Annotated in this window: 6 protein-coding genes and 1 pseudogene; all 7 read right to left on the reverse strand. The window is 50.3% G+C overall.

Annotation, left to right across the window (positions count from 1 at the left end):
- Nucleotides 1–36 precede the first annotated feature (36 nt).
- Nucleotides 37–642 carry a glutathione transferase GstA gene (gene gstA / locus A31E_RS15415; RefSeq protein ID WP_000765734.1) on the reverse strand — a complete coding sequence of 202 codons (606 nt, stop codon included), beginning with the start codon at nucleotides 640–642 and terminating at the stop codon, nucleotides 37–39.
- A gap of 105 nt (nucleotides 643–747) precedes the next feature.
- Nucleotides 748–2250: a dipeptide/tripeptide permease DtpA gene (gene dtpA, locus A31E_RS15410; RefSeq protein WP_000100948.1), complete on the reverse strand. Its 1503-nt coding sequence runs from the start codon at nucleotides 2248–2250 to the stop codon at nucleotides 748–750.
- A 609-nt stretch (nucleotides 2251–2859) separates the two neighbouring features.
- A complete protein-coding gene (gene nth, locus A31E_RS15405) occupies nucleotides 2860–3495 on the reverse strand; it encodes an endonuclease III (RefSeq protein ID WP_001030339.1) in 636 nt (211 codons plus the stop codon).
- Nucleotides 3495–4190, reverse strand: coding sequence for an electron transport complex subunit RsxE (gene rsxE / locus A31E_RS15400; protein ID WP_001289639.1), 696 nt, complete (start codon nucleotides 4188–4190; stop codon nucleotides 3495–3497). The genes nth and rsxE overlap by 1 nt, the downstream gene beginning before the upstream one ends.
- A 3-nt stretch (nucleotides 4191–4193) precedes the next feature.
- Entirely contained in the window at nucleotides 4194–4814 is a 621-nt protein-coding gene (gene rsxG, locus A31E_RS15395) for an electron transport complex subunit RsxG (RefSeq protein ID WP_000920812.1), read from the reverse strand.
- A gap of 3 nt (nucleotides 4815–4817) precedes the next feature.
- On the reverse strand, nucleotides 4818–5876 hold the full coding sequence (gene rsxD / locus A31E_RS15390; protein WP_016248677.1) for an electron transport complex subunit RsxD: 1059 nt from the start codon (nucleotides 5874–5876) through the stop codon (nucleotides 4818–4820).
- Nucleotides 5877–6085: pseudogene (locus tag A31E_RS15385) on the reverse strand (electron transport complex subunit RsxC); the annotation flags it as partial. It lies immediately after the preceding gene.

Below are 6085 nucleotides of genomic sequence, written 5' to 3' on the forward strand. Positions count from 1 at the left end.
CTTTTCGGCCCACAGTTTCCTGTGGGCCGATGACTATTACTGCAATCCTTCCGCCGTCAACGCAGCTTTCACCGCCGGACGTTCAGCCATACGTTGCATAAATGCCGCAATGTGCTCTAAACCCTCCAGATTCAGTTTCACCGCGTATGCCCAGCGCAGAACCGTAAACAGGTAGGCATCAGCAATAGTAAAACGTTGCCCACAGATCCAGTGCTCATCTTTCAGCGCGTCGTTAACATACTGCAGTTTTTTCTCCAGTTGTGCGCGCGCAATCGGTTTGAACTCTTCTGGTGTAGCCGGGTGAAACAGCGGGGTAAAGCCTTTATGTAGTTCGGTGGCAATATAGTTCAGCCATTCGATGGTTTTATAGCGCGAAATACTATTTACCGGAGCCAGTAATTGACGGTCGGGTACGCTATCGGCAAGGTATTGCATAATCGCCACGCCTTCTGTCAGTAGCGTGGCATCATCGAGCAGTAACGCAGGAACCTGTCCCTTAGGGTTAATGGCAAAGTAATCATCACCATTTTCGAGGCGTTTTTTCATCAAATCCACACTGACGAGCGTAAAATCCTTTCCGCTCTCACGCAGGGTGATATGGGAAGCAAGAGAGCAGGCGCCCGGTTTATAGAACAGTTTCATCGGTAACTCCTTTTGGCTGTGGTTTAAAGAATGGTAGTGCGTTGTTGAATAAAAAAAAAGCCGCTAACGAAAAGTTAGCGGCTTGTAAAAGAGTTTCCCTGAAATTTATGCTACGGCAGCTTTCGCTGCTTTGTCTGCAGCATCGTCCTGAGTCATGCGATGCAGTTTCGGTGCGGTCAGCAGCATCAGCACTGCGATAACGGCAGTGGCGACACCAATCTGCAAGAACACGCGGCCATACACATCCAGCGACATCAGCGGATCGGTTACGTTATCCGGAACAGCCATCATGCCCGCAACATAACCACCAATCAGGTTTGCACCGGCAGTGGTCAGGAACCAGCTACCCATAATGAAGCCCATCAGACGCTGAGGAACGAGCTGAGCAACCATTGCCAGACCCAGACCGGAGATCATCAGTTCACCGATACTCTGCAGGCCATAGCTTGCTACCAGCCAGCCTACAGAAACGATACCGGCGTCAGAAGCGAATTTCGCGCCCACTGGCAGGATCAGGAATGCGCCGGAACACATCACCATACCGATTGCAAATTTGGTCGGCATCGGCAGAGTGTCGCCCATCTTGTTATAGATAGCGGCCAGAATCGGGCTACCAATGATGATCCAGAATGGGTTCAGCGCCTGATACTGTTCAGGTTCAACCGCCATCCCCAGAATGGAGTGTTCAACGTTACGAATCGCAAAGAAGTTCAGCGACGTCGGCATCTGGCTGTACAGCACGAAGAAGATGATTGCTTCAAGCATCAGAATGAAGGCAACGATCATTTTACGACGCGCAGCACCTTTCATGGCGAACGCTTCTTTACCGAAGATAACAACGATACCGAAGGCAACAACGCCCAGCGCCATACGCGCAACTTCCTGGTTGTGCAGCAGCCAGGTTGCAACCGCGATCAGTGCCACAACGCCAATAATGGTCAGCAGCAGGTTACGGTAGTTGACTGGTTCAAAGTCAGGTTTCGAACCGTACTGTTTAACCCAGCGCTGGCAGAAGGCAAAGTTAACAATGGTGATCAACAGACCGACTACGCTAAGCGCAAACGCGACGCTCCAGCCGTATTTAACCGCCAGCCACGGGGTTGCAATCATAGAGAAGAAAGAACCGATGTTGACGGACATGTAGTACATGGTAAATGCACCGTCCAGACGCGGGTCGTTTTTCTCATAGCAAGTCGAGAGCAGCGAAGACGGGTTGGCTTTAAACAGGCCGTTACCGACAGCAATTGCCGCCATACCCATATAGACGATACCTGCGTCGTGACCAGACCACGCAACCAGCGCATAGCCAATCGCCAGCACGATAGCGCCAAGCATAATGACGCGTTTAGTACCCAGTACCTTGTCACCTAACCAGCCGCCGATAGCGACCAGACCATAAACCAGGGCACTAAAGGAAGAGAAAAGTGTGATTGAATCCGCTTCAGACATACCCAGTTGTTTAACCAGGTAGACAGCCATAATTCCTTGTAGGCCGTAATAACCAAAACGTTCCCATAACTCAATCGAGAAGATGAGATAGAACGCCTTCGGTTGTTTGAAAGCGTTCAAACTAACGCTTTCTGTTGGTTTTTGGTTTGCAGTGGACACTTTTACCTCTTTTTTTACATCCCATATTAACGGGGGTGCATTCTCGCGTGATGTCTAAAAAACATACGCGCAATTGTTATAGTGGGAGGGGAAACGGCAGGTAATGTTCACCATCTTGCACTTTCAGACAAGTCCTTTGTAATAATCTGTTACATATAACTGGCCTGGAGAATTCATCGGCTTTGGGAAATGTTATCCAGCGTTAAATTTTTCAAAAAACGTAACGGCAGATTTTTTCACTACTGGAGCCGGGTAATAATTCCTCTTTGGCGATATGTTCTGCTATAAGGTGTTTCATGTAGTGGGATAGTCCATTATCTGAAAAATAGCCAGTGTAATGTTTTGTAGGTTTCAGGTCGGATTGAATCAATGCTTTGTCAAATTTAACTTTTGAGGTGCATTATTTTTACATTTGTGTATCAGTGTGATTTCGATCACAAATGAATAGAAAATTTCGCTATTAAAAAAACAATTAACCTGCATTTTTGGTTATTCACAAACGGATTGCCTAATGATGCCGCAGCGAGGCGGCATCATTAACGTTAGAAAGTTGTTTTTGAAGAGGATGAGTAGCGGTAATGGATGAAGAAACGGCAGTACCTGTTTGTGTCAGATGTCAACTTTCTCTTTGTATTCACAAAGATCTTCAATAATGCAGGAGCCACAGCGCGGTTTGCGGGCAATGCAGGTATAACGCCCGTGAAGGATTAACCAGTGATGGCAGTCGACTTTAAATTCTGCAGGAACTACTTTTAGCAGTTTTTCCTCAACTTGTTCGACGTTTTTCCCGGGAGCAAATTGGGTGCGGTTGCAGACACGGAAAATGTGGGTATCTACAGCAATGGTCGGCCAGCCGAAAGCGGTATTCAACACCACGTTAGCTGTTTTGCGTCCAACGCCGGGCAATGCTTCCAGCGCAGCGCGATCTTCCGGAACTTCGCCATTATGCTGCTCCAGTAAGATACGGCAGGTCTTGATGATATTTTCCGCTTTGCTGTTATATAACCCAATGGTTTTGATATACGTTTTCACGCCTTCAACACCCAGTTCGAGCATCGCGGCAGGCGTATTGGCTACCGGGTAGAGCTTCGCTGTTGCTTTATTAACGCTGACATCAGTGGCCTGGGCAGAAAGTAGTACAGCAATCAGCAATTCAAAAGGCGAACTGAAATTAAGCTCGGTTGTGGGATGAGGATTGTTCTCACGCAGGCGGGTGAGGATCTCCAGTCGTTTTGCTTTGTTCATCAGACATTCCCTGTTTCACCGTTTTGCAACTCGCGTTCAGCGGCTGCTTCAGTGCGGCGCTTTTTCATTTTTTCATCAATCAGGTATTTTCCTGCCAGCATCAGTCCCAGGCCAATAAATGCCCCTGGTGGTAACATTGCGAGCAGGAAAGGGGAATCAGTGTGGAAGATCTCCACGCGCAATACTTTTGCCCAGTTACCCAACAGCGCATCGGCACCGTCAAATAACGTTCCGTTGCCGATAATTTCGCGCAGTGAACCCAGCACGAACATTGCGCAGGTTGCACCCATGCCAATCGAAAATCCGTCCAGCGCCGAAAGCGCCGGACCTTTTTTTGCAGCGAAGGCTTCAGCGCGACCAACAACGATACAGTTAGTGACAATCAGCGGAATAAAAATTCCTAACGATTGATACAGACCAAAGGCGTAGGCGTTGATCAGCATTTGTACGGCACTGACCACCGAGGCGATGATCATCACGTAAATAGGGATACGGATCTCGGCTGGCGTCCAGTGACGCAGCGTCGAGATAGTCAGGTTGGTGAGAGTCAACACCAGCGTAGTCGCAAGCCCTAAACCCAGTGCGTTGGTGGCAGTTGACGTGACTGCCAGCAGCGGGCAGAGACCGAGCAACTGAACCAGTGCGGAGTTGTTCTTCCATAACCCCTGAACAATAACGTCTTTAATTTCGCTCACGGTCTATTCTCCACAGGCAGGAAGTTGAGAAAGTTGTTCTGGTAACGTTTGGGCGTACAACCCGGCGCGTTTTACCGCATTCACCACCGCGCGAGGCGTAATGGTCGCGCCGGTGAACTGGTCGAAATCACCGCCATCTTTCTTTACCGCCCAGTGAGCGTCATTTGCGGTGCTGATTTTTTTACCCGCAAAATGAGTGATCCAGTCAGAGAGGCGCAGTTCGATTTTATCGCCAAGCCCTGGCGTTTCGTGATGTTCTGTCACGCGTGTGCCAAGTACAGTGCCGTTAAAATCGGCTCCGACCAGTAGCTGAATCGCGCCTGAATAGCCATCCGGCGCAGTCGCTTCCAGAACGGCAGCTACCGGCTGGCCATCCTGTTTAGCGATGTAAACCCGATGTTCACCTTTACCCAGCTCAGGCGCATTCACTAAATAGCAACTTTGTGCCAGCTCATTGTTATAGCGTTCGGCTGGCAACACCTGATCAAATAACGTCTTTTGTTGCAGGCTGGCCTGTTCAGCAATCGTCGTTTTGGTCATCTGGTTGATGGCCGCCGTTAAACCTGTTGAACCGGCGGCAAACAGTGCCAGCGTAATACCGTGTTTTCGGATAGTTTTCAGCATGGTTTATCCTTTGCGATGGCCGTAAACGCGCGGACGCGTATAGTAATCGATCAGAGGAACCGTGATGTTCGCCAGCAGGACAGCAAAAGCCACGCCGTCAGGATAGCCGCCGAAACTGCGGATCAACCAGACTAATAAGCCCGCCAGTGCGCCAAAAATCAGACGACCACGATTAGTCGTAGAAGCGGTCACCGGATCGGTCAGAATAAAGAATGCGCCAAGCATGGTCGCGCCAGACAGCAGATGAATTTGCGGTGATGCCAGCGTCTCAGGTGAGAACAACCAGCCCAGCGTTGCGCATAGCGCCAGCGTCACTAAGAAGCTGACGGGAATATGCCAGCGAATCGCTTTCTGCCATAGCAACCACACGCCGCTAACCAGCCAGGCGAGGTTTACCCATTGCCAGCCAGCGCCTGCCAGAATACCGCTGTAGATCGGATACTGCATAATTTGCTCAACCGAATGACCGGCGCGGACAGAGGTTTTGAACGTATCCAGCGGCGTCGCCTGGCTGATACCATCAATGCCTAAGCGTAGCGTGTTCATATCACCGCCGCTGACGGTATGGCCGCTGAAGATAACCTGCACAGCGTCGATAAATCCAGGGATGTTGACCGCAATCTCATGCGGCGGCAACCAACTGGTCATCTGTACCGGGAAGGAGATCAGTAATACTACATAACCAATCATTGCCGGGTTGAATGGGTTTTGCCCCAGACCGCCATACAACTGTTTAGCGATGATCACCGCAAACACCGTACCCAGCACGACCATCCACCACGGCGCGAGAGGTGGAATACTTACCGCCAACAATAAGCCTGTTAGTAATGCTGAGTTATCTTTTAACGTTGCGGCTACTGACTGCTTGCGCAGCTTAAGCACAAGCGCTTCGGCTAACAATGCACTGACCGATGCCAGCAGGATCTGAACGAGAGTGCCCCAGCCAAAAAACCACAGTTGTGCCGCGATTCCAGGCACGGCTGCGAGCAGTACCAGCAGCATAATGCGCGATGTCTGGCGCTGGTTATGGGTATATGGAGAGCTAGCTATTCTGAATACCATTTAGTCCTCGTTTACAACCTTTTGCTGGGCGGCTTTTTTTGCCTGAACGCGGGCAATAGCCGCGGCAACTGCCGCTTTGCGCGGATCAACCTGTTCTTCTGACTCGGCGTTAGCCTGCTGTTGTTCCAGTTTACGCGCTTTGGCGCGGGCAATAGCGGCCTCGACGGCAGCCTTGCGCGGATCAACCTGTTCTTCCGGCTCGGCGTTAG

Origin of the sequence: Escherichia sp. KTE159 (assembly GCF_000408805.1) — a bacterium.
Lineage (GTDB): Bacteria > Pseudomonadota > Gammaproteobacteria > Enterobacterales > Enterobacteriaceae > Escherichia > Escherichia marmotae.

Bases quoted from the DNA above. Each gene is read 5' to 3' on its own strand.
- gstA (WP_000765734.1), bottom strand. From the start codon at position 642: ATGAAACTGTTCTATAAACCGGGCGCCTGCTCTCTTGCTTCCCATATC.
- nth (WP_001030339.1), bottom strand. From the start codon at position 3,495: ATGAACAAAGCAAAACGACTGGAGATCCTCACCCGCCTGCGTGAGAAC.
- rsxG (WP_000920812.1), bottom strand. From the start codon at position 4,814: ATGCTGAAAACTATCCGAAAACACGGTATTACGCTGGCACTGTTTGCC.
- rsxD (WP_016248677.1), bottom strand. From the start codon at position 5,876: ATGGTATTCAGAATAGCTAGCTCTCCATATACCCATAACCAGCGCCAG.